The sequence below is a fragment of the Streptomyces sp. NPDC002176 genome (assembly GCF_044903645.1).
Classification (GTDB): Bacteria; Actinomycetota; Actinomycetes; order Streptomycetales; family Streptomycetaceae; genus Streptomyces.
The window spans coordinates 423,735-449,652 of sequence record NZ_JBJDQW010000001.1 but is presented as its reverse complement, the minus strand read 5'-3'; the positions used below and the strand labels follow the sequence as shown (position 1 = coordinate 449,652).

Sequence of the window (25,918 nt, the reverse complement as noted above, 5' to 3'; positions counted from 1 at the left end):
AAACATAGTGCCGAGGTTCGCCGTTGTCGACAGCTGGGGAATGATGGGCGGCATGCCGCAGCCGTCCGTACCGCGTAAGTCCCCGGGTCGACCTCCCCGTATCTCTCGCGAGGAGATCATCGAGACAGCCCGCCGGATCGTGGACGAGGGAGGCGTGGCCCGGCTGACCATGCGCCGACTGGCCGCGGAGGTCGGCAGTACGCCGATGGCGCTCTACCACCACGTCCGCGACAAGGAGGAGTTGCTCGTACTCCTGCTGGACGACTACGCCGCCCGGACCCTGCGCAGACCGGAACTGCCCGCCCACCCCCGCGAGCGGATCATCGTGGCCGCCACCGCCATCCACGAGGCGCTCGCCGCCTGTCCCTGGATCGTGGAGGTGCTGACCGCCGACGACCTGCTGTCCACGAGCGCGCTGTGGTTCGTCGAGCAGATCGTCGACGGCCTGGTCGAATGCGGCCTCTCCCTCGACCGGGCCGTGCACGGCTACCGTGCGATCTGGTACTACACCGCCGGAGAGATCGTGGTCAGGACGACAGCGGCCCGACGGCGCGCGGACGATGACCGTGCGACCTACCGTGAGCAGGTCTTCGCCGACCTCGACCCGAACGAGCTACCCCGCCTGACACAGGCCGCGGACCGTTGGGCTCCACTGACCGCCGAGGACACGTATCGGGACGGTCTCCGGTCCCTGGTGGACGGCCTGCTGCTGGATTCCTGTCGGAACTGAAGCGGAGAGCTGGGGGCTGCAACAGTCGAAGGTTCCCTGTCCCCGAGGACACTTACCCACGGTCGACAGATCGAGGGTGTGGCTGCCAGGGGTGCCCGATGGCCGGGGCTTTGATGCGTCTAGGGTCGCGTCCATGACGAGGACCACTCCCGCACGGCCGCTGGATGTCGAAGCACTCTTCCCGGAGTTGGCCACCTTTCGGGGAACGACGACTCGGCTCCATCCGCGGCCGGGCAGGCCAGACCCTTCGGTCAGTTCCGTGGGCGGTCCGCTGTTGTGGCCGGTGGACGAGCCTTGGCCGGTGTGCGGCGAGGCACACGGCCGTGGGCGTGGTCGACGCCCGGCTGACATCCACCGCTACCGGCAGGTTCTGGCCTCCGCATGGGCCCGCGAGCAGGCTCCCGGCCCGACGGATGACGAACGGAAGCTCCTGGACGAACTGCACCGGGAGCACCGGATTCCCGGAGCACCCGAGACCGACCCGCTGCCGATGATCGGCCTCGCGCAGCTGTACCGGCGGGATGTGCCAGACCTGCTGGCGGGGCCGGCCGACTGCAATCTGCTTCAAGTGTTCTGGTGTCCCTTCGACGCGCACGGTCCGGGCGGGTACGACCTGGCGCTGCACCTGCGCTGGCGACGCTCGTGGGAGGTTGGCGAGGTGCTGACCGTACCGCCGCAGCCGCTGGTCGTCGGCTCCGATGGCTTCGTGCCCGAGCCCTGTGTGCTGCACCCGGAGCAGGTGTCCACCTACCCGTTCGCCGGCCTTCTGCCGGAGGAACTGTGCGCCCGGATCGACGCCTGGGAGGAAGCCCTTGAAGAGGAAGCTGAGCAGTCGGCGGACGACAGCACGTCCGAACCGCTCGGCTACCACTACGACTTGTCGATCCCGCCAGGCTGGCGCGTGGGCGGCTTCGCCTCCTGGCACGCGACTGACCCCTGTCCCATGGATTGTCCGACCTGCACGACACCGATGCGGCTGCTGCTGACCATCGACAGCTCGGAATGGGACGGCGGCAGCGGCAGCTGGAAACCACTGGAGGACCAGGACCAGCCCACGCACCGTTGTGCCACTCCCACGGAGGTCACTGTGGGCCGCTGGGGTGAGCTCAACGTATTCGCCTGTCCTGACGACCCCGAGCATCCCCACCGCTGGAGCATCCAGTAGCTTGCCGTGCCTCCGGCATACGCAGGGCGGAGGAGGTCAGCTCTGGGCGGTGGGCCGAACGACGATTTCGTTCACGTCGACCTCGGCAGGCTGTTCGATCGCGAACGCGATGGCCCGGGCGATCGCGTCGGGCGGGATCGCGATGTCGTCCCGCATCTTCGTGATCTCCGCTCTGACCTGGCTGTTGGTCGACGCCTCGGCGAAGTCGGTCGCGGTCGCACCAGGCGAGACGGTGGTCACCCGCAAGGAGCCGCCCGCTTCCTGGCGCAGTCCCTCGCAGATGGCCCGGACCGCGAACTTGGTGCCTGCGTAGACGGCCATGGTCGGCACGATGCGGAACGCGGCCGTGGAGGCGGTGGTGATGAAGTGGCCGCTTCCCTGCGCCCGGAAGACCGGCAGCGCGGCGCCGATCCCGTGCAGCACGCCCTTCACGTTGACGTCGACCATGTGGTCCCACTCCTCGACGCGCAGATCGTCGAGAGGCGAGATGGTGCCGACTCCGGCATTGCTGACGAGTACGTCGAGTCGGCCGAAGCGCTCACCGGCCAACGCGACCAGGGCGCGCAGGTCTTCCCGCCGGGTCACGTCGGTGCGAATCTGTACGGCCGTGCCACCCGCCTTCTCGATCCGGGCCACCAGCTCCGCCAGGCGTTCGGACCGGCGCGCACCGAGGACGAGTCGCGCGCCGCGTTCGGCGAGGAGCAGCGCGGTCGCCTCGCCGATGCCGCTGCTGGCTCCCGTGATCGCCACCACTTTGCCGTTGATTCCGGACATGAGTCGCCCTCTCCCTCTTCGGCACCGGGGCCGGGTGCCGGTGTGACCGTGTGCGGCCGTCGGTCATGCCGCGGCCCGTGCTCGCACACCAGTCTGCGAGGGGCTTAGCCTGGTATCCAGACGGCATTTATCCTGGTACTGAAGGTGCCATCCGTCATGGCCACGCAGCCGGACCAACGCCGTCAGCCAAGTGAGTTCCCGCGCGACCGGAGAGAGCGCCACACCCCCTGACGAGGTCGGCTTGCCCCGGACCAGCCGCCGTCGGACTCCGGGACTTTGCCGAGAGGAACTGGCACTGCTGGCCGGGATCAGCGCCACCTGGTACAGATACCTGGAGCAGGGGCGAAAGATCCGCGTCTCCGAACAGGTGCTCAACGCCCTCGCCGTGGCGCTGCGGCTCGACCGGCACGAGCGCGATCACCTTCTCCAGCTCGCCGGTCACGCGCCCGCGCCCGAGGCCGAGGAACGCGAGCCGCTCCCGGCCGAGGTGGGTGCTTTTCGGGTGCGGGTCCGCTGAGGCTTGTCGCGCAGTTCCCCGCGCCCCTAAAAGCACGGCCCCTTGCGCCCCCTGACAAGCACCGGTTGCCCTTGCGCCCCCTGAAAACGGCAGCCCGGAGATGCGGGACTGTGGCCCCAGTACGAGGTGCAGGCCCGCCACAGCGGTCGAAAACGGCTACGGCATCCCCAGCGGGGAGCGGTCGATTACGCGTACACCGCTTTCCACCCGGCCGAACAGCCGGAGCAGACACTGGTCGTCTATGTCGACAGCAGCGAACCGCCCGACAAAAGGCGCAACCCTGACCGGTGACGGACCAAGGCCAACACCCGAACACGGGGGAGGCGGATCATCAACTCCCAGTTGGAGATGATCAGTTAGGCGTGGAGGCCGTGCGCAGTTGCCCCGCGCTCTGCTCTTCACCGGCGGACGGCGGCAGCGTGGTGAGTGCCTGCACCGCGGCGATCATCGCGGCGCGGTGAATCCGCAGGCGTTCCCCGTCCCACGGCGGTTGGTCCGCCAGTGACCGCAGGGCTGGTGAGGCATAGGCCCATGCGGTGGTGAGTCCGAGCAGAAGGGCCAGGATGTCGGCGGGGGTGACCGTCCCGGTGACGATGTTCCGCTGCTGAGCGCTCGCGATGGCGTCGATCTTGGGCACGTAGGCGTCCACCTGAGCCGGTACGGCGTCGGGGCGCTCCAGTTGGGCCCAGCCGGTCAGACGCAGTACCTGGGGGTGTTCCAGGAGGTAGTCGAAGAGCCTGCCCGCGTAGCCGGGGAGGTCGTCGGCGGTGAACGGTACGGCCTGAGCGAGGTCCGCCAGGCTGTTGGCGACGACGAGGTCGAAGAGGTCGTCCTTGTTGCCGAAGTGCACGTAGATCATGCGCTTGTTCGCCTGGGCGGCCTCGGCTATGCGGTCCACGCGGCCACCCGCGAGCCCGAACTGGGCGAACTCGTCGTACGCGGCTTTGAGCAGGCGCTTCTTGGTGGCGGTGGCATCCGGCGGCATGGGTACAGGTTAGTGCGTTGCGTAACCGCACCGTCCACCTGTGCACGAATCGGACCATTCGTGGGCCTCATGACCCCGTGCTACGTTGTACCTATCCAGTTGGTTACCTCTGGTGGACGTGGCTCGCCAGCCCTCCGAGGCGCAGGCGGGCCCCGTGACAGAGGACGCTTCGGCGCCCTACCCCATAAAGCCAGGAGCGAGATCATGAAGGCTGTTGTGATGACCGGTGCGAACCAGCCGTGGGAGGTCCAGGAGGTCCCGACCCCCGTGGCCGAGCCCGGTCAGGTACTGGTGAAGGTCCGCGCGTCGGGCATGTGTTTCACCGACGTGTGGGCCACGCAGGGTTATGGCGGGGACATCTACCCGCAGACCCCGGGCCACGAGGTCGTCGGGGAGATCGTCGCGGTGGGCGACGGTGTGCATGGGCGTGAGGTCGGTGACCGGGTCGGCACGACCTGGGTGCAGTCGGCGTGCGGCCGCTGCGACTACTGCCGCAAGAACCTGCCGTTGACCGGCCAGACCGCGATGAACTGCGTCGCACCGCGCACCACCGGCTTCGCGGCGCAGGGCGGCCACGCCGAGTACATCGCCATCGCGGCCGGGGGCACGGTGCTGCTGCCCGACGACCTGTCGTTCGAGGACGCGGCGCCGATGATGTGCGCCGGGTACACCACATGGAGCGCCCTGCGGGACGCCGACCCGCAGCCGGGGGAGAGGATCGCCGTCGTGGGCATCGGCGGGCTGGGGCACGTGGCCCTGCAGCTCGCCAAGGCGTCGGGCTTCGAGACCATCGCGGTCACGCACTCTCCCGACAAGCACGATCTGGCCGTCGAGCTGGGAGCCGACCACGTCGTCGCGGGCGGCAAGGAGCTGCACGACCTGGGCGGCGCGGACGTCCTGCTCGTCACCACCAACGCCTTCGAGGCGGCGGAAGAGGCGATGGCGGGCCTGCGGCCCGGCGGTCGTGTGGTCTTGAGCGGTCTGGACTTCACCCGGCCGTTCTCCATCTCCTCCGAGGGCATCCCGTTCCACATGATGCGCCAGAAGGTCATCGGCTCCACCCACGGCGGCCAGCACTACCTGTCCGAGGTCGTCGACCTCGCCGGGCAGGGCAAGGTCAAGCCGATCATCGAGACCTTCTCCCTCGACCAGGCCACCGAGGCGTACGACCGTCTCGCCTCGGGCAAGATGCGCTTCCGCGGCGTGTTCCTCCCGCACGGCGCCTGAACCGGCGGGCGCCTGGCCGGCACCCAGGCGCCCCTCGCACCCCCCTCATCGGATTTCAGGCCGAGACGTCACCGCCTCCTCACGGGAACATGATCCGCATGAGCGCATCCCGAAGCACCAGCAGGATCGGCAGAGGCAGGCTCGCGCACCGGCTCATGCCGATGACCGGACGCGACCCGGAGGAGGCCCACCGGGTCGCCACACCGCTGGAGCTGCTGTTCGACCTGACGTTCGTCGTCGCGGTCGGCACCGCGGCCTCCCGGTACGCCGAGCTGCTCGCCGCCGGGCATCCGGCGCAGGCCGTCGTCGCGTTCCTCCTCGCCATGTTCGCGATCTGCGTCGCCTGGATCAGCTTCAGCTGGTTCGCCTCCGCGTTCGGCACGGACGACTGGCTGTACCGGGCACTGACGATGGTGCAGATGACCGGGGTCGTCATCTTCGCGCTCGGCATCCCCGCGATGTTCCACTCCGTCGAGGAAGGCGGTCACCTGGAACTGCGGGTGATGGTCGTCGGCTACATCGTGATGCGCGTCGCCGTGGTGCTCCAGTGGTGGCGCGTGTCCCGGCAGTCCCCCGCGTTCCGCAAGGTGGCCCGGGCCAACATCGTCTGGACCCTGGTCGCCCAGGTCGGCTGGACCGTGATCGGATTCGCCCATCTGCCACTGGTTGCGGTCATCGTCTGCGTCATCGTGATCGGAACCCTGGAGTTGCTGCTGCCGGTGCTCGCCCAGGGCGGCGCCGACACCACGCCCTGGCACCCGCACCATGTCGCCGAGCGCTACAGCCTGTTCGCGATCATCGTGCTGGGCGAGAGCGTCGTCGGCACCGCGGCGTCCTCCGGCGACCTCCTCGGCGGCGACGGCACGCAGTGGACCGGCAACGCCATCGCCGTCATCGTCGCCGGTGTCGGACTGACCTTCGGGATGTGGTGGGTCTACTTCTCCACCCCCTTCGGCGACATCCTCGTCCACCGCCGCAGCCGCGGATACCTCTTCGGCTACGGGCACATCCCCCTGTTCACCGGCATCGCGGGCGTCGGAGCAGGACTCCACGTGGCCGGTCTGTACATCGAACACCACGCACACCTCGGCCCCACCGCCGTCGTACTGTCCCTGGCCCTGCCGACCGGCCTCTACCTGCTCATGGTCTACCTCCTCCACACCCTGCTCCTGTCGGCGGCAGACCGCTTCCACCTCCTCCTCATCGCCCTCACCCTCGCCGTACTCGCGGCGGCGGCACTGCTGTCGGCTGCAGGAGTCTCCGTCGCGGTGTGCCTGCTCGTGGTCATGCTCGCCCCCTACGTCACCGTGATCGGATACGAGACGATCGGCTACCGCCACCAGCAACAGATGCTGGACGAGGTGCGGTCCGGACAGCAGCGAACCAGCTGACCCGCCCCTCAGGCCACGGCACCGAGCGGCTGCTCGGCCCAGATGATCTTGCCTACGTTCTCGTACCGGGCGCCCCAGCGCTCGGCCAGCTGGGAGACCAGGAGGAGGCCGCGGCCGCCCTCGTCGGTGGTGCGGGCGTGGCGCAGGTGGGGGGCCGAGCTGCTGCCGTCGGAGACTTCGCAGGTCAGGTGGCGGTCGTTGATGAGGCGCAGGTGTACCGGCGGCCGGGCGTAGCGGATGGCGTTGGTGACCAGTTCGCTGACGATGAGTTCCGTGGCGAACAGTTCCTCCGTCAGACCCCAGGCGTCGAGTTGCCGGGTGGCCAGGGAACGGGCGGTGGCGACGGCCGCCGGGTCCGAGGGCAGCTCCCACTCGCCCACGGACGACGGGTCCAGGGACCGGGTCCGGGCGATCAGGACGGCCGCGTCTTCCGGTGGATCGGCCGGTACCAGTTGCTCGGTGAGCGTCAGGCTCGCGCTCTGGACGGAATCGGTGGACGCCAGCACCTGCGCGAGGGCGGCGCGTCCGGTGTCGTCGGCGAAAGCCTGCAGCAGTCCCGGTGTGAAGAGCGCCAGACGGCTGCCCTGCGGCAGATGCCGCTCGACTCTGGCGAACGGCGGGCCCGGCCGACCCAGAGGCTCCGCCGCCGGAAGCTCCGGGAACGCCACCGTACCGTCCGGGCGGAGCACGGCCAGCCCCGCCTGCCCGGCCGCCGCCAAGGTGCACCGGCAGGTCACCGGGTCGTAGACCAGGTACAGGCAGGTCGTACCGACGGGGCTGGCAGCCGCCGGATCGGCGCTCTCCGCGTCCATCTGCCGTACGTGGTCGTCGAGCCGGGCCATGACCTCGTCCGGTGCGAGGTCCAGGGCGGCGAGCGTGTGCACAGCCGTCCGTAGTCTGCCCATGGTGGCTGCGGTGCCCATGCCACGGCCCGGCGTACGGCCCACCACGAGCGCGACACGGGCTCCGGGAAGGGCGATGACATCGGTCCAGTCGCCGCCCGCCCCGGAGAGCACCATGTGATGCCCCGCCTCCACCGCCCCGGGAGCGGGCAGGTCCCGCGGTAGCAGGCCGCGCTGCAGCGTGAGCACCGCGTTGTGCTCACGCAGGTGCAGGCGGGCGTTGTCCAGCGCGATGGCAGCGCGCACGGCCAGGTCCTGCGCCAGGGCGAGGTCCTCCTCGTCGAAGGGCCGACCGGGGGACCAGCGGTACAGGGTGACCAGCCCCAGTACGGAGTCCCGCACGACGAGCGGGACCACCATCAGCGAGCGAACCTTCTCGTCCCGCGTCCCCGGACCCCGCCCGGGATCGCCGTGGACCCAGGCACTGTCCTGGTCGACCTCCCGCACCAGGCGTGGCCGACGGTCGATGAGCGCCTGGGCGGCCGGTGCGGCGCCGGGGACGTCGTCGGCCTCGCCGGGCGCGTAGACCCTGGGCTCGGCACCGGCCGACCTGCACCGTGACGCGGCACGACGCAGGGACCATGCTGGCTGTCCGGGGGAGGGGGACATGTCCTGCCCGGTGAGAACCGGCTCGAGAAGGTCTACGGTCACACTGTCGGCGAGCCGGGGCACCGCCATCTCCGCGAGTTCCGTGGCGGTACGCAAGCCGTCCAGCGTCGTCCCGATCCGGGTTCCGGCTTCAGCGGTCAGGGCCAGCCTCTGCTGGGCGCGGTGGTGTTCGGTGACGTCGACGATGGTGTCGGCCACTCCCAGGACGCGCCCGTCCTCGTCCTCCAGCCGGAACGCCGCCGCGGAGTAGATGTGCTCGGTGTCGGGGTCGCCCGGCGGTCGACCGGTCTTCTCGAAGCCGAGGACGGGTTCGCCCGTTTCCAGCACGGTGGTCAGCACCTGCTCGGCATGCTTCGCGCTGAAGGTGGGCCACGCTTCCGTGGGCCGCAGTCCCAGTCCGTGGGTCGCGGTGATGCCCTGCATTCCGTCAGCGGCGGTGTTGAACCGGGTCAGGCGCAGCTCGGGATCAAGAAGGCACAGCCCGATGGGGGAGCGGTTGAACAGGGCGTCCAGCAGAGCCCGGTCGACGGCGGACGTGTCCTCGCGGCCCGGCAGTAGTTCCACCTTCACGTACGCCCCTTCCGGCTTCACCTCCTCGCGGCGCAACCGGATGCGGCAGCCGATGAGGCCGCCATCCCGGTGCCTGACCAGGACGTCGTCGGCGGCAGCAGGGCCTTCACCGAGCAACTCCGCGAGAGGTCGGCCGACAACGAGTTCCGCCGGGTAGCCGAGCAGTTCTTCGGCTGCCGCACTCCACCCCACGACAGTGCCCGCGGTATCGATCAGAAGAGAAGCCCGCTCCTGTGCCGCCTGGCCCGTACCGCCGAGGGGGCGGCTGTCATCTGCCGATCGGTTCATCTCGAGGCCGCTTTCGCATCTCTCATCACCCGATCCGGTGCTCTTACCAGTCTCGCGTGACTGACCCCGCTCCGCGCGGGCACCCCAGCTCTGGACTCCGACCGCCACAGACCCCTTCGGTGCGCGTCCCCGGTCTTGGAACCGGGGACGCGCACCGGGCCGATGGCCGTGTGCCGCTTACTTCACCTGGCCGAAGGGGTCCTCGACGGTGTGGGTGTTGGCGTTGTTCCAGAAGTTCTGGATGAGGTAGCCGTACTCGGGCAGCTCCTTCAGGAACGGGTCGAACATGGCCTCCGCGCTGGGCAGCTTCCAGTCGGCCTGGAGTTCGCAGCCCAGGGCGAAGGTGGTGACCAGTTCGGCCCCGGCGTTCGCCATGCGGGACATCGCCGCCTGGGCCTCGTACTGGTTCCAGGCGCCGCAGGCGTCGACGACGGGGAGGACGCGGTAGCCGTCGTTCAGCATGGACAGGGTCGGCATCGCCGTGCAGGTGCCCATGGTGATCCCGGCGATGATCACGTGCGTACGCCCGGTCCGGGCCATCAGCTCCTCGAGGGCGGAGCGGAAGCTCGGGTCCTCGTAGCAGTTGATGATGCCGGTGCGGCGGTAGATCGGCTCGTCGGGGAAGAGCTCCTTCAGCTCCGGGATCGTGTCGCCGTTCTGCCACTGGGCGTTGGAGGAGCTGAGCAGGACGGGGATGCCGAGGGCCTTGGCGATCCGGCCGAGTCCCAGGACGTTGGCCCGCAGTGTGGCGAGCGACTGGAAGTCCCGGATGCTGGTCATGAGGCCGATCTGATGGTCGATCAGCAGCATGACGCTGTTCTGCGGGGTGGGCTTCTCGTAGGGGGTACGACCGGCTGCGCGGGCCTCGTCGGGGGAGGACGCGCAGGGCTGCACGCCGTCGGTGACGGGGCTGACGATCTCGCGGTTCGACATGAGCTCACTTCCGTTGAAGGTTGTTGCTACAAGTAAAAGAGTAGGAGGGGGAAGGTTGTAGCGTCAACCTCTTGGCTAGGATGGCCTCATGAGCACTCGATGGCTGGACTCACAGGAGATGCGCGCGTGGGTGCGCCTGATCGCTGTCCTGGAACTGCTTCCCGGGGTGCTCGACGCCCAGTTGCGCCGCGACGCGGAGCTGACCCACTTCGACTACCACGTCCTCGTCGTGCTCTCCCAGGCGTCCGAGGGGCAACTGCGCATGACGGCCCTGGCCGAGCGCACCAACGCCACGCTCCCGCGGCTCTCCCACGTGGTGCGCAGGCTGGAGGAACGGGGTCTGGTGGCCCGCTTCCCCTGTCCGGAGGACAAGCGGGCCACCGACGCCCGCCTCACCGAGGCCGGCCGCGAGAAGCTCGCCGCCGCCGCCCCGGGGCACGTGGCCACCGCCCGGTACAACGTCATCGACGCCCTGACCCCGGAACAACTGGACCAACTCGCGGGCATCGCCGACGCCGTCCTCCAACGCCTGGACCCGGACGGCGCGTTGACCCGCCCTTTCGACGGGCGAGCCTGACCGCTGCGGCGCCGGGTGGGTCCGAGGGTCGAGTCACCTCTGGGGCTCCGGTAAGGCCCAGGACAGACACCATCTGACCTGGGCCTTCACGGTTCTGGAGCGCCGCCGGTTCGGGGGTCAGCGCTGGGGTGTGGTGCCCGGACGGAAGGTGACGTTCGGGGTGTAGTAGAAGCCTCCGCCGCTGACCTGGTTGCCGGTGACCGCGACATCGCTCACCGGGGAGACGTTCCCGACCGTGTCCGCGCTGACGCGGACGGCGTTGCGCAGGGCCCCCGACACGCCTGCCACCAGCGTCACCTGGTTGTCGACGATGTCGACCCCGGAGATGGGGTTCGCCCCGACCTGGACCGGCGGCTGGGCGAGCGTCCTGGCGGACATGGAGCTGACGTAGACCCCGCCGACGCTGTTGTTGATCGTGTTGCCGCGGATGGTGATCTCGGTGGTGTTCATCGCACCCACCGCGTCCCACTTGGCCTCGTCCACGGTGTTGCCCTCGATCAGCACACGCGCGTGCACCTGGCCGACCTTCTCGCCGCCGGTGTGCGATCCGACGAGCTTCGCCCAGGACGGCTGGGAGCCGGACTTGCCCGCGTAGTTGTTCAGGACCTGTACGTCCACGGTCGGGGTGCCGTCGGAGGCTCCGGCCCAGGTGTTGTTGGCCAGCGGCAGGTCGAGCTGGACGGCCTCGCCCTGCCACAGGCCCCATGTCGGGTTCTCGACCCAGCCCTTGAAGAAACAGTCCCGGACCGTGCCGCGGCGCACGGCGTTGAGCTCGACCCCGTGCCACCACTTCACGTTCCAGACCGTCACGCCCTGGACCTCCACGTCCTGGGTGTGGGTGAAGGTCAGCACGTTCATCGGCGGGGCCTTGTCGGCACGCGCCCGCTCCGCCCCGGAGTCCTCCCACACCCACGCGGAGATGGGGTCCCACTCGCCACCCTTGACCATGATGTTGCCCGGGGCCGCGTAGCCCTTCGTACCGGCCGGGACATGGTTGAGCAGCATGGTCGCGGCCTTGGCGCCGCTGACCGCGGGCGCGCTGAACGCCCCCTGGCTGTCCGTGGCGTACTCGGGAGTGGGCGAGTGCTGGTTCGTCCGGTCCAGGGTGTACTTCCGTGTCACGGTGGGGAACTTGGCGACGAACCGCGCCCCGGTGGCGTCCAGGACCGTGTTGCCGCCGATGACCAGCGTGTCCAGCAGCGTGTAGGTGGGAACGCCCGTGTATCCGGCCTTCACGATGATCCGGCCCTTGGCGTCGACGCCGTCGGGGCCGATGACGCCCGCCGCCGCGTCGTCCAGCGCCTTGCGCAGCGCCCGGACGTGGGCGGCCTCACCCGTGACGGACGGATTGACGCCCGTGCCCGCGGCCCTGGCCGCCGACGCCGTGCCACCCACGACCGCGACGGCCCCCATCGCCGCGCCCCCGCGCAGCAGCCCCCGCCGACTGGTCTCACCCGCCACTCATGAGTCGTCGGGTGCGCTGCCCACCCACGCGATCGGCTGCACGGGCCGTGGGTGACAGGTGGCTACTTGGGGGCCGTGAACGAGATGGTGCCCGTTCCCTTGAAGTACTTGCCGTCGTCGAGCTTCCCGAGTTCGAGTTCGAACGTCCCCGGCTTGAGCCCCGCACCGATGACGGCCTTCTCACTCGTACGGCACTTGATCGTCCTGGTGCCGATGTCGGTGTTGATTCCGTCGGTTGCCCGTAGCAGCACGGTCATGTCCCGCTTGGGATAGTTGCAGTTCTTGACGGTGAAGTGCACAGCCCCGCCGCCGGTCTTGAACTCGGGTGTCACCCAGAGGTGGCTGTAGTTGAAGTTCACCGTCCGGCTGGCAGCGTGGGCCTGTGCGGCCTGCGTGACGCCGAGAGCGCAGGCGCAGAACAAGGCGACGGAGACTCGGGACAGACGTCGCTTCACGGTACGTGCATGGATCATGCAACCCTCTTCCAAAGGCAGGGCGAGAGGGTCAATCTTCTCGTACCGGGCGTCAGAGAGGCATCACACGCACGAATGACAGTACTCCGACGAAGTTGCCCGTCGAGACTGCCGACAGGTCTCCCGGTACCTGGTTCCCAACGCGTCCGCATCGCGTCGCCCGGGTCATGATGCCCACTCCAGCTCAGGGTGGTTCGCGCGCCGACGCTCCCGGAGCCGTCGTCGCACCACAAGCTCCCGGACGGCGGTCACCGTGAGACCGAACATCGAACACGTGCTCTAATGCAGATATGGGCAATCTCCCCGATGATCTCGTGGCCGCGATCCGGGAGTGGTGCGCCGCCTGCCGGCAGCTCGGCCGTCGACCCAGTACGGCGCTCCGGGGGTGACTGCTTGCCCTGTCTGCCGAGGTGCTGTTCCGCCCGTACTGGCAGGGTCGCACCGGAGCGTGGGCCGCTCTGCGCGGTGGTGCTCATGGCCGCCGGTAGGTGATGAGAGCGGCGTGCGGCGGGATGCTGCCTCTGACGGTCAAGAACGCAGGTGCGACGCCGGGTTCGAGTGGTCACTCGCACGGACGTGAGCGACGTACTCGCTTCGGTGCTGTGTGGGTGACGGTACTGATCTTCCGGGTGCGCAAGTGCAGTACCTATGTCTTATATGAACGCCAAGGGCACGGATGGAAGCCGGGGCCCTGGCCCGTGAGAGCGGGGTGCGAGGGTGTCGGCCGGGCAGGCGTGACGGAAGAGGGTGCCGAAGTGGTGGAAGCGGCTTCGCCGGGCTCCGAGGGCAAGGAGGACGCCGCTGCCCCAGGGGCCTATCAGCAGGAGCTGAAGCGGACGCTCGGCTCCTTTCAGGTCTTCGCGATCTCGTTCGCGTTCATCTCGGTGGCGGTCGGCATCTTCTCGACGTACGACGACGTGCTGCGGAACGCGGGGCCGGTGGGGATCTGGCTGTGGGGCGTCGCGACGGTGGGTCAGGTGCTGGTCGCCCTGGTCGTGGCGCAGCTTGCCGGGCGTATCCCGCTCAGCGGCTCGTCGTACCAGTGGGCCTCACGGCTGGCCAACCCGAAGGTCGGTTGGGGGTTCGGCTGGCTGAGCTTCTGCTACCTGGCCGTCGCGGTGGTGGCGGTGGACAACGCACTCGCGAGTCAGGCGTTCATGCCTCTCGCCGGTATCGGTCCGGACGAGGGCACGGCGCGTGTGATCACCCTGGTGATCCTGCTGGTTCAGGCCGCGGTCGTGGTGGCTTCCACGCGTCTCGTCAGCCTGATCAACACCACCGCGGTGGGGCTGGAGCTGGCGTTGGTCGTGGTGGTGGCGCTCGTCCTTGCCATCGTGGTGGCGGTCACCGGTCGCGGCGCGGCCGGCAATTTGGTCTCACGCGGCGTCACCGAGCATGCCCCGCACTACTTCGACGTCGGTGGCGGGTTGATGATCGCGATGATCATGGGGCTCGCCACGCTGGTCGGCTTCGATTCCGCGGCGAACCTGGCCGAGGAGGCCAAGGACCCCTTCCGCAGCGTCCCGCGCGCGATCGTGGGGTCCGTCCTGGCGGCCGGTGTGCTGGGCATGGTGTTCCTGATCTGCCTCACCGTGGCGATCGAGGACATCCCCAGGATCACCGCGAGCGAGTCGCCCGTTGCGGCGATCATGCGTGAGCGACTGGGGCCGCCGATGGAGAGAGTGCTCCTGGCGGCCGTCGCGATCGCCTTCTTCGGCGCCGGGACGGTGGTGATGACGGCGTGCTCCCGGATGGTCTTCGCCATGTCGCGCGACGGGCGTTTCCCTGCCCACCGGCTCATGCGCCGGGTCAGCCCTCGCACGCAGACGCCGGTCCCCGCGACGGTGCTGATCCTCGTCGTGGGCCTCGCTCTGATGGTCGCGCTGCCGGGCGCCGCGCTGCTGAAGCTGATCACGGCGTCCACGATTCTTCCGGCGATCATCTACGGGGCGACGATCGTCCTGTATCTGGCGGTGCGCCGCCGTCTCGACCGCAGGAAGGGCGCGTTCGACCTCGGGCGGTTCGAGATGCCGGTCGCGGTCTGCGCCCTGCTGTGGACGCTCGTGTCTCTGTTCGTGTTGGTGTCGCCGGCTGAGGCGCTTGTTCCCGTGCTGATCGTGGTGGGCCTGCTCGTGGTGGGTGGGCTCTTCTTCGTCGGCTTGCTGCTGTTCCATCGCTCGGCTCTGGAGACCGAGCCGGACGATGCCAGTGTCCTCGTGCACTGACATCCCCCGGTCGCCTGATCGGTCGCTGCGTACGGGCCGACGGTCCTCGCACTCGACCCCATGGCTTCAGCGGGACGAGCGGGAGTTCCGCTCAGTCGCCGGGCGCCAGCTCGACGCGGATTCCGGCGGCGCGCAGGGCCTGCGACTCGGCCTCCGGGAGCCCGGAGTCGGAGATGACGAGGTCGAAGTCGGTGAGTGGGGCGAGCCGGTAGAGGGCCTGGCGGCCGAACTTGCTGTGGTCCACCAGCAGCACCCGCTTGCGGGCCGACTCCAGGAACGCCCGCTTCACCAGGACCTCTTCCTGGGACTGGTGGTAGCACTGGCCGTTGTCGACCGCCGATGCGGAGATGTACGCGACGTCCGCGCGCAGCGACCGGGCCATGTCGGCGGTGAACATGCCGACGAAGGCGTTGAAGGACGCCTGGTACACCCCGCCGAGGCCGATCACCTGGATCTCCGGCGCACCCGTCAACTCGTTGATCACCTGCAGCGAGTTGGTGATGACCGTGAAGGCCCCCCGCTCGGGGAGGCCCTTCGCGAACGGCATCGCCGTGCTGGAGTCGTCCACGATGACCACCTGGCCGGGTTCGGCCGTGAGCAGGGCGGCAGCACAGATCTGACGCTTCTCGGCGAGCATGGTGCTGCCGCGCCAGCGGGCGTTGGACTCGAAGACGGCACTGGGCGCGGCGGTGGCGCCGCCGCGCACCTTGCGCAGCCAGCCCTCCCGCTCCAGCTCGTCCAGATCACGGTGAATGGTCATCTGGCTCACGCCGAAGGCGGAGACCAGTTCGTCGATGCTGGCCTGGCCCTGCTGGAGCACCAGGTCCGCGATGCCGGACCTCCGGGCCCTGGGGCCTGCCTTTCCACCGTGCTCGCTCACTGTCCTCCTTCGCTCGCCCGCGCGGTCAGCCGTGCGAGTTTACCTGTCGCCGGTGAGGCCGGGGACGATCTGGATCTTGCGTCCGGAGCCCTTGGAGAAGGTGTCCAGGGCTTCCTGGTAGCCGTCCAGTCCGAACCGGTGGGTGATCATTGTGTCGCAGTCGATCCACCCCTGGCCCAGCAGATCGACGGCGCGGCCGTAGCTGTGCAGGATGGCCATGCTGCCGACGATGCGTATCTCGTCGTTGTAGATGCGGAACGGCGAGAACTTGGCGACATCCTGGTCCGGGGCGCAGCCGAACTGCTGGAAGGTCCCGCCGCGCCGCACGCGGGTGAACGCGTCCTCGATGGCCGGGACGGCTCCGGTGCAGTCGACGACCACCTCCCAGCCCTTGCCGACGCGCGGGAGTGCGTCGGCGGAGGTCGCCGTCCGGTCGGCGCCGAGCCGACTCGCGACGGCGAGCCGGTCCGCGTTCAGGTCCACGACCGAGACGGACGCGGCACCGTTACGCAGAGCGGTCTGCAGGTAGAGCAGGCCCATGGTGCCCGCGCCGTAGATCAGGAAGTGGTCCCCGACGGCGGGAGCCACCACGTCGATGCCGTGCACGATGGTGGAGAGCGGCTCGATCAGCGGCGCGTGGTCGAGGTCGAGATCCTCGGGCAGGCGATGGATGTTGGCGGCCGGAACCTTGACGTATTCGGCGGCCGCGCCGTCCTGCGTGATGCCGATGGTCCGCCAGCTCTCGCAGAGGTTGCCGCGCCCGATGGCGCAGAAGTGGCAGGAGCCGCAGTAGATCGCCGGGTCGGCGGCCACGCGGTCACCGACCGCGAGGCCCGACACGGACCTGCCGACCTCGACGATCTCGCCGGAGAACTCGTGGCCCGGCACGACCGGGTAGACGGTGGGTCCGAACTCTCCCGCCAGCATGTGCACATCGGTACCGCACAGGCCGACCGCCCGTACCTTCACGATGACGTCCTCGGGGCCCGCGACCGGGTCGGGCCTGGTCGTGACGTCGAGCTGTCCGGGTGCCTGGATGACGACGGCGCGCATGTGGTTCTCCTCAGCGGTTCTGTTGGCGGATGTGCGGGACTTCTGACGGCGGCCGCCCCGTGGCCGTACCGCAGGTGTGCTGACTTCGGCGGATGTTCAGGCCGCGCCGAGGAAGCGGGCCTCCACGCGCTTGATCTTCTCCACCTTGGGCGCGGAGCCGCCCCCGGCGAACTCCGAGCCGAGCCAGTGCTCCAGGCACTGCTTGGCACTCTCCACGCCCATCGTGCGGTGCCCGAAGCAGGCGATCTGGGCGTCGTTGGACTTGCGGGCCCGCTCGGCGCTGTAGGTGTCGGGGATCTGCGCGGCCCGCACGCCGGGCACCTTGTTCGCGGTGATGGCCATGCCGATGCCGGTGCCGCACACGAGCACGGCGCGCTCGTAGGTACCGGCCGCGACGGCCTCGGCGACCCGGGCGGCGACCTCCGGGTAGTCCTCGGCGGGGGAGGCGGACAGGTCGACGACTTCGTGGCCGAGATCGCGCAGGTGCTGCGCGAGGGTGTCCTTGAGAGCGGCGCCCACCTCGTCGGCGCCTACAGCGATGGGGAGGTGAGCCGGGCTCTGCGGGGAGGCGGTGGTCATGACTGGTCCTTCGCTGTGGGGGAGGGGGACGGGGTCGGGTGGCCGACGGGGGAGAGGGCCGCTGCCTCTACCTCGTCGAGTACGGCGGCGAGGGCCGCGGGATCGTGCGCCCGGCGGCCCAGGAAGAGTCCGTCGACGGGCGCGCCCGCGTCGAGCAGGTCGCGGTAGGTGCCGGGGCCTGCCGAGCCGCCGTAGAGGATGCGGCCGCGCACGCCGGAGCCGGTCAGGTACTCGGCCACGGCCCTGGTGACGGTCCGGACGCGGGCCGCCGGGGCGGGCCGGTCGGCGCCGATGGCCCAGACGGGTTCGTAGGCGACGAGGATGTCGCTGCCGGGCGCGGCTCCCGCGACGGCCGCCCGCACCTGACGGAGCGTCTGGGCGATCGCCAGGTCGGCGTCGTGCTCCGCGTCGTCACCGACGCAGATCACCGGCACCAGGCCGTGCTCCAGCGCCGCGGTGGTCCGGGCCTGCACGGTCGCGTCGGTCTCCCCGAAGTGGCGGCGGCGCTCCGCATGCCCGATCTCGGCGTACGTACAACCCAGTTCGGCGAGCTGGGCGGCGGAGACCTCGCCCGTCCAGGGACCCTCCCCCGCCCAGTGCACGTGCTGGCTTCCGTAGCCGACGGGGGTACCCGCCAGCAGGTCGCGCGCGTCCGGCAGGCAGATGTAGGAGGGGAGTACGAAGAGTTCGGTGTGCGCGGGGCGTGAGCGGGCGAGGGCGGCGACATCCGCGAGCCACGCCGCGGTGCGGGCCACGCCCATGTACAGCTTGAGGGAGACGCCGACGACGGGCTGCCCGGAGGGGCCGGGGAAGGGAGGGCGGGTCATCGGGCGGCGGGCTCCCGGTGGACCGGTGCGGCACCGATCGCGGTCAGGACCAGGGCGAGGGACGTGGCCCCGGCGTCGGGGTGACCGTGCCCGAGCGAGCCCATCCGGGCCGCGCGTCCCCGCACGGGCTTCAGGTCGGCGCTGGCCTCGGCGCCACGGGTGGCGGCCGCCGCGGCTGCCCGCCAGGCAGCTCCCGGCGAGCCGTCGCCGTCCGCTCCCGCGTGCACGCGGAGTTCGGCGCTGAACGGGCCGAGCGCGTCGAGCATGGTCTTGTCACCGACCCGGGCGCCGCCGAGCGCGGAGACGGCTTCCATCGCGGCGTCCGCGGCGTCGGCGAGGAGACTCACGGTGATCCGGGTCGTGCCGGTACGTGCGGCACGGGTCAGGGTCGCGCCGGTCTCGGTCAGCAGCGCGCCGTACAGTGCCCCGGAGGCTCCGCCGGAGGCGTCGGCAAGGGCGAGGCCGGCCGCGAGCAGGGTGCGCCCAGCGGAGTCGGTGCCGAGCGGCGCGGTCTCGGTCTCGCGTGCGCGGGCCACGGCGGCGCCGAGCCCGCGGACGATGCCGCGGCCGTGGTCGCCGTCACCGGCCACCGCGTCGAGGCGGCCGAGGTGCTCCTCGTGCTCGCGGACGGAATCGAGCGCCGCGCGCAGCAGGCGGGTGACCGGGCCGTCCTCCGCGGCAGGGGCGGCGTCGGCGGTGCCGGGGCCGGTGTCTTCCGCGGCCGCGGCCGAGCCCGCTCGGGGCGGCTGTCGCGGGACTGGGCCGCGCTCGGCGTCGGTGCCTGGGGCGAGCCGATAGGCGGGCGTGTCGCAGGGTGCCCCGTACAACTCGGCGAGTTCGTCGTCGAGGGCCATCAGCGACAGCGATATCCCGGCCATGTCGAAGGACGTGACGTACTCGCCGACCTCGGGCAGGTACGGTCGCAGACCAGCCTCCGCCAGCCGACGGGCCACCTGCGCGTAACAGGCGAAGAGCTGCTCCCCCTTGGTCGCGCCCAGCCCGTTCAGCAGGACCGCCACCCTGTCCGAGCCCCCGGACAGCGGCAGTTCGGGCAGCAGCCGGTCGACCAGCGCGTCGGCGACGCCGCGCGGACCGCTGCGGGGACCGGTGCGCAGGCCCGGTTCGCCGTGGATGCCCATGCCCCACTCCATGGTTCCGTCAGCGACCTCGAAAAGAGGCTCTGCCGCGCCGGGAAGGGTGCAGCCGGCGAAGGCGGCGCCGAAGGTCCTGGTCATGCTGTTGGCGCGGGCGGCGAGACCGGCGACAGTGTCGAGGTCGTCACCGCGCTCGGCCGCGGCACCGGCCACCTTGAAGACGAAGAAGCCGCCCGCCACGCCCCGTCGGTCGAGCGACGGGTCCACCGGTCCCTCGCCTGCCGGGGGCCGACCGCTCGCCACGTCGTCCGTGACCACGACGAAACGGCTCTCGATCCCCTCAGCGGCCAGGCGGCGCGCGGCGAGTCCGAAGTGCATGACGTCACCGCTGTAGTTGCCGCAGGCGAGCAGGATGCCCGCACCCCCGTCCGCGGCGCGCGCGGTGCGGTATATCTGCTCGGCACTGGGACTGGCGAAGACCTCGCCCACGGCGGCGGCGCTGGCGAGGCCGGGGCCGACCAGCCCCGCGAACGCCGGATAGTGGCCCGAGCCCCCGCCGATGACGACGGCCACGGAGCCCGCCCTCGGCGCGTGCCGGTCGATCACTCCGTAAGCATCGGGCACCCGGCGCACCGTGCGGGCGTACGCGCCCGTCAGGCCCTCGATCCAGTCTTCACGGAAGGTGTCCGGGTCGTAGCCGAGCCCTCGGGTCGATGGGGTCATCACGTCTCACTCCCATGTGCCGTCGCTGTGATAACTCTGTTTCATTTAATACGGCGATCATCGTCATGTCACCCCCTCGGCGGCCTGGACTTTGCCTGACAGGCCAGGCATCTAGCCTTCTGAACTGGATGTTTGACGCATGTGCTCCGTCCCGGAGGGACAGGTCATCTGAACTTCTCAAAATCTCATGACCGCGTCTTGAAATGAGAAGTTCACATCCTCCATGATGCGCAGGACTCTCAGGCCCCTGGCATCTCGCACCTCGCACCGAAGGAGCAGCGACGTGGCGTCCCCTTCTTTCCCGGTCGGAGCACCCCCACCCCAGGCACCGCTGCTGGAACGCCTCGGCATCCCCCGGGCCCTGGTCTACGGCTACCTCGGCGTACTGCTGTTCATGGTCGGCGACGGGGTCGAGTCCGGGTTCATCGCGCCCTACATGGCCGACCACGGCGCGGGTACGGAGATCCGCGCCTCGTACGTGATCACGGCCTATGGCGTCACCGTCATGCTGGCCTCGTGGCTGTCCGGTGCCCTGTCCCAACTCTGGGGGCCTCGGCGGGTGATGCAGCTCGGTCTCGCCGTCTGGATCGTCTTCGACGTCCTGTACCTGGCCCTCGCGCTGGCACCCGGGAACTACGGGCTGATGCTGGTCTTCTACGGCCTGCGGGGCTTCGGCTATCCCCTGTTCGCCTTCGGCTTCCTGGTGTGGATCACTGCCACCGCGCCGGCGGCCCGCATGGGAACGGCGGTGGGCTGGTTCTACGTGGCGTTCACCGGCGGCCTGCCCACGCTCGGTTCACTCGTGGCGAGCGTCACCAACCCCCTGCTCGGCGAGTTCGGGACGCTGTGGGTGGCGCTCGGCATCATCACGCTGGGCGGCGCGTGCTGCCTGCTCGGCGTACGGGAGCGCACAGGGTTTGGACGGCTCGCGGAGCCGGACGTCAGGCCCGTCCAGTCCCTGGTCTCCAGCCTCTCCATCGCCTGGCAGCGTCCCCGGGTGGCGGTCGGATGCCTGGTGCGCATCATCAACACCGCACCGGAGTTCGGCTTCCTCGTCTTCCTGCCCACCTTCTTCGGCGAGCGCCTCGGCTTCGGAGAAGGCCGCTGGCTGACGCTGCTGGCGGTCATCTACGGCACCAACGTCTTCGCCAACCTGCTCTTCGGAGCGGTGGGGGATCGCTTCGGCTGGCGCCGGACGATCGCCCTGTTCGGCGGGCTCGGCTGCGCCCTCACCACGCTTCTGCTCTACTTCGTCCCCCTGGCCGCCGGCAGCCACTACTGGGTGGCGGTCGTGGTCGGCATGCTCTACGGCATCGCGCTGGCCGGATTCGTGCCGATCTCGGCGCTCATCCCGGCGCTGGCCCCGGAGAACAGGGGCGGCGCGATGGCACTGCTCAACCTGGGGGCGGGCGGCGCCGCGTTCATCGGCCCGGCCATCGTCAGCGTCCTGCTCGGACCGCTCGGGGCGGGCGGCGTGGTGATCGTCTTCGCCGCCCTGTACGTCCTGGCCGCTGTCCTGACCATGTTCCTGAAGGTGCCCGAAGAGGTGAGCGGCGACGACCGCCAGGCGCCGCCCGGGAGCCTGACACCACATCACCCGGAAACGGGAGCGGTCGTTCCGTAGACAGGCGGAATCCCGGCGGCGGGAATCGCGATCACGACTTCAGTGAGACGCGGAGGACGCGAAGAGGCGGTGGAGCGGGAGGCGGCAGCGACTCACGGCCTGAGTCTCCCGCCACCTGCTGCACCTCCCTCTCCCCGACAGGTGCGCACCTTCCCCTAGGAGGCGACCCAGGTGCTGGTCATGCCGATCACCTTCGCGCCGTCAGGGTCGGCCAGCTTGGCTGCGACGAAGGCCCGGGCGCCGTCGGAGGTCTGAACACGTAGTGGCGGCTGCTCGGCGTCGAGCGCCGCGACCACGACCGCGGCGGCGTCCTGCGCGGACTGGGCGGCGGCGAACGCTCCGGCGGTGCGGGTCAGGTAGGCGTCCATCGCCGGGGCGTACGGGCCCATGCGCTCCGCGAGGGCGGCCCTGTCGTCGGGGATGCCGACGTTGGCGACGAATTCGCTCGCCACCGCACCGGGCTCGACAAGGGTGACGCCCACTCCGACGGTGGCGGCTACGGGGGCGAGTGACTCGAGGTAGCCCTCGACGGCGAACTTGGCCGCGCAGTACGCCTCGTTGAAGGGCTGCCCGACGATTCCGCCGACGCTGGAGACGGCGAGGACCCGCCCTCCGCTCGCCCGCAGATGGGGAAGTGCGGCGGAGGTCGTGTTCAGGACACCGAAGAAGTTGACCTCCATGACGCGGCGGGCGGCCTCGACCCCGTCCGTCTCCAGCGTGCCGACGTGTCCGGAACCGGCGTTGTTGATCAGGGCGTGCAGTGTGCCGTGCTCGGCCACGACCGCTTCCAGGCACTCCCGCACGGAGGCGGGGTCGGTGACGTCCAGTTTCCGGACCTCGATCCGCTCGGCCACTCCCGCCGCGACGGCGGCCTCCTCAAGAGCACCGGCCTTGGAGATGTTCCGCATGGTGGCGATCACCTGCCAGTTGGCGCGTGCGGCCGCGAGAGCCGTCTGCAGGCCGATGCCTGTGGATGTACCGGTGATCAGAACGGTCTTGCCGGGCATGTCGAGAACTCGCATTCTTCGGAGCAGTAGTGAACGGGTCCGCCCGTGGACCCGATGGCCCTGGGCTGTGCCTGACCCGCGTTGCAGATCCTCTCGCCTTGAGTGCACTCCAAGGCAAATGCGACACCCACACGAGCAGGACGGCCCGGTCGCCCGCGTGCGGTTCGGCGAAGCCGGCACCCCTGGAGCGTCGAACCGGCCGGACCGAGAAGTGACCAAGAGAGCCGACGAGTTCACCCGCGCGGGGGCCATCTGAAGATCGTCATTGCCGGGGCCAGCCGGTGGCGGAGCTCACCCCGCGCTCGCCGCCCAAGCTGGGCCGCGCAGCGGACGGCGTCCTGGAGGCCGCGACGCCACGGGACCCCGACCAGACGGCGGTCGGGTAGGTGCGCCGACGAAGGTGTCGTGCGGTGAGTTCTTACCGACGGATGACATACCAGAACGTGAGAGCCCACCAAGCGGGACACCGCCTAGCCTGGCCTGGTCATCACCGATGGCCTGCCTGGCGTGCGGACATCCGCGCCGAGGGCAGCACCGCGGTCATAGGAAGCGGCTGCCGCGGAGCGGTGCCCTGACCAAGTTCGGGGCACCGCGCGAAGTACCTCTCCAGCTTCGCCACGAGGCCACCTTAAAACGACCCCCTACCGGGCCGCCTGCTCGTCTGTCAGGAACTCGTCCACCACAACAGCTTTCCGGAGATCGACAACATCGACCCTCGAGGGCTCTGGCGCTCAATCACCCCAGGTCCAAAGCCCCAACCGGTCCGGGAAACCCTTAGCGCCCGATCCGGGACCGACGTTCCTCAGACCCCGTGGACCTGGGGACGGCTGCTTCCGACTGCCCGCTGGTGGTCTGGGTCGCCCAACACAGCGAGTCACTCAGATCACTGGGATTGTGGGCGTGGTAGGAATATTCCCAACGAGTGATTTTTGCGTACATGTCGTTACGTGGGAATTCGATCGGAATCTGTCGACGGGGGGAGCGGTGGTCGCGGCAAGATCACCGTTCGGCCTTTCGGAGTGAGAGCGGGAGAAGTGAGGAACCGAGTGGTTCCGGCGTCCGTACTGGCGGGAGTCGGGTCGTACGTACCGGCCCGCGAGGTGGCCAATGAGGAGCTTGCGGAGCGCTTGGGGCGGTCACCCGAATGGATCTTCCAACGCTCCGGCATCAGGTCCCGGCACGTCGTGGAACCGGGCACCACCAGCGGTGACCTGGCCGTCGCGGCCGGCCGCGAGGCCCTCTCCCGGGCGGCGATCGGCGATGTCGCGGCCGTGGTCGTCGCCACCACGACGCCGGACAGACCGTGCCCCGGCACCGCCCCGAGCGTCGCCTCGCGCCTCGGGATGACCGGGGTGACAGCGCTGGACGTCCAGGCCGTGTGCGCCGGCTTCGTCTACGGACTCGGGGTCGCTCAGGGCCTGATCGCTGCGGGTACGGCCGACAGCGTCCTGGTCGTCGGCACGGACACGCTCTCGCTCAACGTCGCCCCGGACGACCCCACGAGCATGCTCTTCGGAGATGGTGCAGGCGCCGTCGTCCTGCGTGCGGGCCGAGGCGAGGAGTTCGGCGCCCTCGGGACGTGCATCCTGGGCAGTGACGGCGGCGGGCGCGACCTGATCACCGTACGGGGCGGAGGGGCCGAGGAACGCTCGGCGGCCGGTGGCACCCCCGCGGACCCGTACCTGCGCCTTGAGGGGCGCGAGGTGTTCTGGCGGGCCGTGGAGCACATGAGTTCCGCCTCACGCGCGGCGCTGGACGCCGCGCTGTGGAAGCCGGAGGAGGCGGACCGGATCGTCGCGCACCAGGCGAACGCGCGGATCCTGGCCGTGCTCGCGCAGCGGCTGGGCGTCGCGGCGGACCGCGTGCTGTCCGACATCGAGCGGGTCGGCAACACCTCGGCCGCCTCGATTCCGATCCTGCTCGACCGCGCCGACCGCGCGGGAGACCTCGAACCCGGACACCGGGTCCTGCTCACCGCCTTCGGCGGCGGTCTGGCCTGGGGCGCCACCACCCTGGTGTGGCCGTGCCTCGCACGCCCGCACTGACTCGTCCCGCTCATTGAGGAGGAACGGCATGTACGACACCCTGGTCGGCATTCTGACCGGCAGGTTCCAGGTGCGGCCCGAGCTGGTGACCCCCGAGGCCACCCCGCCGGCCCTCGGACTGGACTCGCTGTTCGCGGTGGAGCTGTCCTTCGTGCTGGAGGAGGAGGCCGGGCTGAAGGTCGGCTTCGACGAACTCTCGGAGGCGGGCAGCGTCGCCGAGATCGCACGGCTGATGCAGGACGAGCAGAACAGGCAGGACGCGTCGGTCTGAAACCTGCCGACCGTACCCGCGGGGGGTGTCAAGGGTGGGCGGCGTCCTAGGCCGCGTGCCGAAAGTGGATCTTGGGCTGTGAATGATCTCAGTTCATGGGTCGGGGAGATCTCACGGACGAGCAGTGGGCAGTGCTGGAGCCGTTGTTGCCGGAGGGCGCCAGGGTGGGGCGGCCGCCGGTGTGGCCCCGGCGGCGGTTGCTCGACGGCATACGGTTCCGGGTACGTACCGGTGTTCCGTGGCGGGATGTACCTGCCGAGTACGGGCCGTGGGGCCGGATCTACGACCTGTTCCGCCGATGGCAGCGGAACGGCACCTGGCACCGGATCCTCACCCAGCTCCAATCCCTGGCCGATGCGAGGGGTGCGATCACGTGGGACCTGAACGTCGACTCCACGGTCTGCCGCGCCCACCAGCATGCGGCCGGGGCCCGCAAGCAGGGCGACCTGCAGAAGGAGCCACCAGGCGGCGTGTTCATCGAGCCTCATGATCACGGGCTGGGACGGTCGCGAGGCGGCTTCACCACCAAGCTGCATCTCGCCGTCGAGCAGGGTCAAAAGCCCATGGCGATCGTGGTAACGGCAGGACAGTGCGGGGACTCGCCGCAGTTCGAACCCGTGCTGGCAAAGGTCCGTGTGCCCCGCATCGGGGTGGGCCGGCCGCGTGTCCGTCCCGACCGCGTGCGGGCCGACAAGGCGTACGCGTCCCGCAGGAACCGCGCCTACCTGCGCCGCCGCGGGATCCGCTGCACCATCCCGGAGAAGGCTGACCAGGCACGCAACCGCCGAAAGCTCGGCTCCCGCGGCGGTCGGCCGCCGCGCTTCGACCCGGCCGACTACCGCGAGCGCCATGCGGTCGAGTGCGGGGTCAACCGGCTCAAGAGACACCGAGCCGTCGCCACGCGATACGACAAGCTCGCGGTCCGCTTCGAGGCGACCGTGCTGGTCGCTGCCATCAACGAGTGGCTTTGACATGCATGTTTGTG

At 69.9% G+C, this 25,918-nt stretch carries 24 protein-coding genes; 12 read left to right on the top strand and 12 right to left on the bottom strand.

The annotated features are described in order from the left end of the window. Positions 1-52 precede the first annotated feature (52 nt). Positions 53-730, top strand: a complete 678-nt coding sequence (locus tag ACI2LY_RS01955) for a TetR/AcrR family transcriptional regulator (protein ID WP_404705377.1) — start codon at positions 53-55, stop codon at positions 728-730. A 133-nt stretch (positions 731-863) separates the two neighbouring features. Next, entirely contained in the window at positions 864-1,895 is a 1,032-nt protein-coding gene (locus ACI2LY_RS01950) for a hypothetical protein (protein WP_404705376.1), read from the top strand. A 36-nt stretch (positions 1,896-1,931) separates the two neighbouring features. On the opposite strand, the gene ACI2LY_RS01945 is transcribed toward ACI2LY_RS01950, so the two are convergent. Next, entirely contained in the window at positions 1,932-2,669 is a 738-nt protein-coding gene (locus ACI2LY_RS01945; RefSeq protein ID WP_404705375.1) for an SDR family oxidoreductase, read from the bottom strand. Positions 2,670-2,910: 241 nt separating this feature from the next. Here ACI2LY_RS01945 and ACI2LY_RS01940 point away from each other — a divergent pair, with 241 nt between their 5' ends. Continuing rightward, positions 2,911-3,186 carry a helix-turn-helix domain-containing protein gene (locus ACI2LY_RS01940; RefSeq protein WP_404705374.1) on the top strand — a complete coding sequence of 92 codons (276 nt, stop codon included), beginning with the start codon at positions 2,911-2,913 and terminating at the stop codon, positions 3,184-3,186. A 126-nt stretch (positions 3,187-3,312) separates the two neighbouring features. Beyond that, positions 3,313-3,477: a hypothetical protein gene (locus tag ACI2LY_RS01935; protein ID WP_404705373.1), complete on the top strand. Its 165-nt coding sequence runs from the start codon at positions 3,313-3,315 to the stop codon at positions 3,475-3,477. Positions 3,478-3,538: 61 nt separating this feature from the next. Here ACI2LY_RS01935 and ACI2LY_RS01930 read toward each other — a convergent pair whose 3' ends face one another. Further along, on the bottom strand, positions 3,539-4,171 hold the full coding sequence (locus ACI2LY_RS01930; protein ID WP_404705372.1) for a TetR family transcriptional regulator: 633 nt from the start codon (positions 4,169-4,171) through the stop codon (positions 3,539-3,541). 204 nt (positions 4,172-4,375) lie between these two features. Between ACI2LY_RS01930 and ACI2LY_RS01925 the strand changes: the two genes are divergently transcribed. Both ACI2LY_RS01925 and ACI2LY_RS01920 read left to right on the top strand, forming a co-directional pair. Further along, a complete protein-coding gene (locus tag ACI2LY_RS01925) occupies positions 4,376-5,398 on the top strand; it encodes an alcohol dehydrogenase catalytic domain-containing protein (protein ID WP_404705371.1) in 1,023 nt (340 codons plus the stop codon). 161 nt (positions 5,399-5,559) lie between these two features. Next, entirely contained in the window at positions 5,560-6,789 is a 1,230-nt protein-coding gene (locus ACI2LY_RS01920) for a low temperature requirement protein A (RefSeq protein WP_404706464.1), read from the top strand. 8 nt (positions 6,790-6,797) lie between these two features. On the opposite strand, the gene ACI2LY_RS01915 is transcribed toward ACI2LY_RS01920, so the two are convergent. Together ACI2LY_RS01915 and ACI2LY_RS01910 are read right to left on the bottom strand one after the other, a co-directional pair. Further along, positions 6,798-9,158, bottom strand: a complete 2,361-nt coding sequence (locus ACI2LY_RS01915) for a SpoIIE family protein phosphatase (RefSeq protein ID WP_404705370.1) — start codon at positions 9,156-9,158, stop codon at positions 6,798-6,800. Positions 9,159-9,335: 177 nt separating this feature from the next. Beyond that, a complete protein-coding gene (locus ACI2LY_RS01910; protein ID WP_404705369.1) occupies positions 9,336-10,091 on the bottom strand; it encodes an isochorismatase family protein in 756 nt (251 codons plus the stop codon). Positions 10,092-10,179: 88 nt separating this feature from the next. Between ACI2LY_RS01910 and ACI2LY_RS01905 the strand changes: the two genes are divergently transcribed. Beyond that, complete coding sequence (locus tag ACI2LY_RS01905; RefSeq protein ID WP_404705368.1) at positions 10,180-10,668, top strand: MarR family winged helix-turn-helix transcriptional regulator; 489 nt, start codon at positions 10,180-10,182, stop codon at positions 10,666-10,668. Between the two features lie 117 nt (positions 10,669-10,785). Here ACI2LY_RS01905 and ACI2LY_RS01900 read toward each other — a convergent pair whose 3' ends face one another. Next, positions 10,786-12,129 carry a hypothetical protein gene (locus ACI2LY_RS01900; RefSeq protein ID WP_404705367.1) on the bottom strand — a complete coding sequence of 448 codons (1,344 nt, stop codon included), beginning with the start codon at positions 12,127-12,129 and terminating at the stop codon, positions 10,786-10,788. A 65-nt stretch (positions 12,130-12,194) separates the two neighbouring features. Next, the gene (locus ACI2LY_RS01895) at positions 12,195-12,605 is read right to left on the bottom strand and encodes a hypothetical protein (RefSeq protein WP_404705366.1); all 411 of its coding nucleotides are present in this window, start codon (positions 12,603-12,605) and stop codon (positions 12,195-12,197) included. A gap of 734 nt (positions 12,606-13,339) precedes the next feature. On the opposite strand from ACI2LY_RS01895, the gene ACI2LY_RS01890 reads away from it, so the two are divergent. Further along, positions 13,340-14,830 carry an APC family permease gene (locus ACI2LY_RS01890; protein ID WP_404705365.1) on the top strand — a complete coding sequence of 497 codons (1,491 nt, stop codon included), beginning with the start codon at positions 13,340-13,342 and terminating at the stop codon, positions 14,828-14,830. Between the two features lie 91 nt (positions 14,831-14,921). On the opposite strand, the gene ACI2LY_RS01885 is transcribed toward ACI2LY_RS01890, so the two are convergent. From ACI2LY_RS01885 to ACI2LY_RS01865, 5 genes are all read right to left on the bottom strand, one after another. Beyond that, entirely contained in the window at positions 14,922-15,710 is a 789-nt protein-coding gene (locus ACI2LY_RS01885) for a DeoR/GlpR family DNA-binding transcription regulator (protein WP_404705364.1), read from the bottom strand. A 39-nt stretch (positions 15,711-15,749) separates the two neighbouring features. Continuing rightward, positions 15,750-16,763 carry a zinc-dependent alcohol dehydrogenase family protein gene (locus ACI2LY_RS01880; protein WP_404705363.1) on the bottom strand — a complete coding sequence of 338 codons (1,014 nt, stop codon included), beginning with the start codon at positions 16,761-16,763 and terminating at the stop codon, positions 15,750-15,752. Positions 16,764-16,859: 96 nt separating this feature from the next. Next, entirely contained in the window at positions 16,860-17,342 is a 483-nt protein-coding gene (locus ACI2LY_RS01875) for an RpiB/LacA/LacB family sugar-phosphate isomerase (protein ID WP_404705362.1), read from the bottom strand. After that, a complete protein-coding gene (locus ACI2LY_RS01870; RefSeq protein ID WP_404705361.1) occupies positions 17,339-18,169 on the bottom strand; it encodes a triose-phosphate isomerase family protein in 831 nt (276 codons plus the stop codon). Before ACI2LY_RS01870 ends, ACI2LY_RS01875 begins: the two co-directional genes overlap by 4 nt. Beyond that, positions 18,166-19,986: a dihydroxyacetone kinase family protein gene (locus ACI2LY_RS01865; protein WP_404705360.1), complete on the bottom strand. Its 1,821-nt coding sequence runs from the start codon at positions 19,984-19,986 to the stop codon at positions 18,166-18,168. Before ACI2LY_RS01865 ends, ACI2LY_RS01870 begins: the two co-directional genes overlap by 4 nt. Positions 19,987-20,269: 283 nt before the next feature. Here ACI2LY_RS01865 and ACI2LY_RS01860 point away from each other — a divergent pair, with 283 nt between their 5' ends. Next, positions 20,270-21,610 (top strand): MFS transporter, encoded by a 1,341-nt coding sequence (locus tag ACI2LY_RS01860; protein WP_404705359.1) that lies wholly within the window; start codon positions 20,270-20,272, stop codon positions 21,608-21,610. A 155-nt stretch (positions 21,611-21,765) separates the two neighbouring features. On the opposite strand, the gene ACI2LY_RS01855 is transcribed toward ACI2LY_RS01860, so the two are convergent. After that, positions 21,766-22,617, bottom strand: a complete 852-nt coding sequence (locus ACI2LY_RS01855; RefSeq protein ID WP_404705358.1) for an SDR family NAD(P)-dependent oxidoreductase — start codon at positions 22,615-22,617, stop codon at positions 21,766-21,768. 1,046 nt (positions 22,618-23,663) lie between these two features. Here ACI2LY_RS01855 and ACI2LY_RS01850 point away from each other — a divergent pair. From ACI2LY_RS01850 to ACI2LY_RS01840, 3 genes are all read left to right on the top strand, one after another. After that, positions 23,664-24,662, top strand: coding sequence for a beta-ketoacyl-ACP synthase 3 (locus ACI2LY_RS01850; RefSeq protein WP_404706463.1), 999 nt, complete (start codon positions 23,664-23,666; stop codon positions 24,660-24,662). Between the two features lie 28 nt (positions 24,663-24,690). After that, entirely contained in the window at positions 24,691-24,933 is a 243-nt protein-coding gene (locus ACI2LY_RS01845; RefSeq protein ID WP_404705357.1) for an acyl carrier protein, read from the top strand. A 95-nt stretch (positions 24,934-25,028) separates the two neighbouring features. Next, a complete protein-coding gene (locus ACI2LY_RS01840; RefSeq protein ID WP_404705356.1) occupies positions 25,029-25,904 on the top strand; it encodes an IS5 family transposase in 876 nt (291 codons plus the stop codon). The last annotated feature ends 14 nt before the right edge of the window (positions 25,905-25,918 follow it).

What these genes read in the sequence shown, in the direction of transcription:
- ACI2LY_RS01910 (WP_404705369.1), bottom strand. Translation starts at nt 10,091, where the DNA reads ATGTCGAACCGCGAGATCGTCAGCCCCGTCACCGACGGCGTGCAGCCC.
- ACI2LY_RS01920 (WP_404706464.1), top strand. Translation starts at nt 5,560, where the DNA reads ATGACCGGACGCGACCCGGAGGAGGCCCACCGGGTCGCCACACCGCTG.
- ACI2LY_RS01875 (WP_404705362.1), bottom strand. Translation starts at nt 17,342, where the DNA reads ATGACCACCGCCTCCCCGCAGAGCCCGGCTCACCTCCCCATCGCTGTA.
- ACI2LY_RS01865 (WP_404705360.1), bottom strand. Translation starts at nt 19,986, where the DNA reads ATGACCCCATCGACCCGAGGGCTCGGCTACGACCCGGACACCTTCCGT.
- ACI2LY_RS01895 (WP_404705366.1), bottom strand. Translation starts at nt 12,605, where the DNA reads ATGATCCATGCACGTACCGTGAAGCGACGTCTGTCCCGAGTCTCCGTC.
- ACI2LY_RS01930 (WP_404705372.1), bottom strand. Translation starts at nt 4,171, where the DNA reads ATGCCGCCGGATGCCACCGCCACCAAGAAGCGCCTGCTCAAAGCCGCG.
- ACI2LY_RS01855 (WP_404705358.1), bottom strand. Translation starts at nt 22,617, where the DNA reads ATGCCCGGCAAGACCGTTCTGATCACCGGTACATCCACAGGCATCGGC.
- ACI2LY_RS01845 (WP_404705357.1), top strand. Translation starts at nt 24,691, where the DNA reads ATGTACGACACCCTGGTCGGCATTCTGACCGGCAGGTTCCAGGTGCGG.
- ACI2LY_RS01880 (WP_404705363.1), bottom strand. Translation starts at nt 16,763, where the DNA reads ATGCGCGCCGTCGTCATCCAGGCACCCGGACAGCTCGACGTCACGACC.
- ACI2LY_RS01955 (WP_404705377.1), top strand. Translation starts at nt 53, where the DNA reads ATGCCGCAGCCGTCCGTACCGCGTAAGTCCCCGGGTCGACCTCCCCGT.
- ACI2LY_RS01915 (WP_404705370.1), bottom strand. Translation starts at nt 9,158, where the DNA reads ATGAACCGATCGGCAGATGACAGCCGCCCCCTCGGCGGTACGGGCCAG.
- ACI2LY_RS01905 (WP_404705368.1), top strand. Translation starts at nt 10,180, where the DNA reads ATGAGCACTCGATGGCTGGACTCACAGGAGATGCGCGCGTGGGTGCGC.
- ACI2LY_RS01925 (WP_404705371.1), top strand. Translation starts at nt 4,376, where the DNA reads ATGAAGGCTGTTGTGATGACCGGTGCGAACCAGCCGTGGGAGGTCCAG.
- ACI2LY_RS01840 (WP_404705356.1), top strand. Translation starts at nt 25,029, where the DNA reads ATGGGTCGGGGAGATCTCACGGACGAGCAGTGGGCAGTGCTGGAGCCG.
- ACI2LY_RS01870 (WP_404705361.1), bottom strand. Translation starts at nt 18,169, where the DNA reads ATGACCCGCCCTCCCTTCCCCGGCCCCTCCGGGCAGCCCGTCGTCGGC.
- ACI2LY_RS01950 (WP_404705376.1), top strand. Translation starts at nt 864, where the DNA reads ATGACGAGGACCACTCCCGCACGGCCGCTGGATGTCGAAGCACTCTTC.
- ACI2LY_RS01945 (WP_404705375.1), bottom strand. Translation starts at nt 2,669, where the DNA reads ATGTCCGGAATCAACGGCAAAGTGGTGGCGATCACGGGAGCCAGCAGC.